Source organism: Thiohalocapsa sp. (assembly GCF_019695415.1).
Lineage (GTDB): Bacteria > Pseudomonadota > Gammaproteobacteria > Chromatiales > Chromatiaceae > Thiohalocapsa.
Genome location: NZ_JAIFKJ010000047.1, coordinates 1 through 1,978 on the forward strand (window position 1 = coordinate 1; position 1,978 = coordinate 1,978).

The window sequence follows — 1,978 nt, forward strand, 5'->3', positions numbered from 1 at the left end:
ACAGGCCCGGCTCCGTCTGATTTTTGGGCAGGATGCCCAATAAATCGGCATCTCCTTAGGGAAGCGCCGATTTATCGGTGCCTCCCTTACTCCGCTTCCGAATCCGAGGTGTTGAGCGCCTGTTTCAGCGCCTGCTCAAGCTCCTCGGCCGCGAGCTCCATACGCTCGTCGGCATCGGCAGCCGTATCCTCTTGGCGCTTGCGACGTCGCTCGTTGTGATGCGCGAGGCCCGTACCGGCGGGAATCAAGCGGCCAACGATCACGTTTTCCTTGAGCCCGTTCAGACCATCGACCGACCCGCGCACGGCAGCCTCAGTCAGCACCCGAGTCGTCTCTTGGAACGAAGCGGCGGAGATGAAGGATTCCGTCGCAAGCGATGCCTTGGTGATGCCGAGCAGCAACGGCTCGAAGAGCGCCGGATGCTTGTCTTCTGCCTGCACCCGTTCATTCTCAGCGAGCAGTGTGCCGTAGTCCACCTGCTCACCGCGCAGCAGACGTGTATCGCCGGAATTGGTGATCTCCACCTTGCGCAGCATCTGCCGCACGATCACCTCGATATGCTTGTCGTTGATCTTCACGCCCTGCAGGCGATAGACGTCCTGAATCTCCTTGACCAGATATTCGGCCAGCGCAGTGACGCCCTTGAGGCGCAGGATGTCGTGCGGATTGAGCTCGCCCTCGGAGATGACCTCGCCCCTCTCCACACGCTCGCCCTCGAAGACACTCACGTGACGCCACTTCGGGATGAGTGACTCGACCGTCTCGCCGTCGTCGGTGGTGATCACCAGCCGTTGCTTCCCCTTGGTGTCCTTGCCGAAGCTGACGGTGCCGGTGGCCTCGGCCAGCAGGGCCGGCTCCTTCGGCTTGCGTGCCTCGAACAGATCCGCCACCCGCGGCAGACCGCCCGTGATGTCGCGCGTCTTGGAGGACTCCTGCGGGATGCGTGCGAGTATGTCGCCCACGCCGACGTCGGCACCATCCGTGACGCTGACGATGGCACCGGAGGGAAGCAGGTAACGGGCCGGCATGTCGGTGCCGGCGATCTTGAGATCCTCACCGCCGTCGTCCACCAGGATGACCGTCGGGCGCAGATCCTTGCCCGATGCAGGGCGTTGTTTCGGATCAATGACCTCGACAGACGCCAGGCCGGTGACCTCGTCGGTCTTGCTTTGGACCGTGACACCGTCCACGAAGTCCTCGAAGCGCAGCTTACCAGCCACTTCGGTGACGACCGGGTGGGTGTGCGGATCCCAGTTGGCGACAATCTGCCCACCTTCGACAGGCTCACCGTCGCCGACCAGCAGGGTCGCCCCATAGGGGATCTTGTAGCGCTCTTTCTCCAGCCCCTTCTCATCCGACACCGTCAGCTCACCGGAACGGGACACGGCTACCAGGTTGCCGCTGTGGTGTTGCACTGTCTTGATATTGTGCAGTCGGGCCGTGCCGTCCGATTTGACTTGGACGTTGCTGACCGCCGCCGCACGGGATGCCGCACCACCGATGTGGAACGTGCGCATGGTGAGCTGGGTGCCCGGCTCGCCGATGGACTGGGCCGCGATGACGCCGACTGCCTCACCCATGTTCACGCGGTGGCCCCGGGCGAGGTCGCGCCCGTAGCATTGCGCACAGACGCCAAGGCGGGCTTCGCAGGTGATGGTGGAGCGCACCAGCACCTGGTCAATGCCCAGGGCCTCCAGGTCCTGCACACGGTTTTCGTCCAGGAGCGTGCCGGCCTCGAAAAGGACGTCGTCGGTGCCCGGCTTGTACAGGTCGACGGCCGTCACACGGCCGAGGATGCGCTCGCGCAGCGGCTCGACGACATCACCGCCCTCGATGATGGGTGTCATCAAGAGGCCGTTCTCGGTGCCACAGTCCTCCTCCAGCACCACCATATCCTGTGCCACATCCACGAGTCGGCGCGTGAGGTAACCGGAGTTGGCCGTCTTCAGCGCCGTATCCGCCAGGCCCTTGCGCGCGC

The 1,978-nt window shown here is 64.1% G+C and carries 1 pseudogene; it reads right to left on the minus strand.

Going from position 1 to position 1,978, the window contains the following annotated elements:
• Positions 1 to 86: 86 nt before the first annotated feature.
• A pseudogene (locus tag I6U14_RS00560) lies at positions 87 to 1,978 on the minus strand (DNA-directed RNA polymerase subunit beta'); the annotation flags it as partial.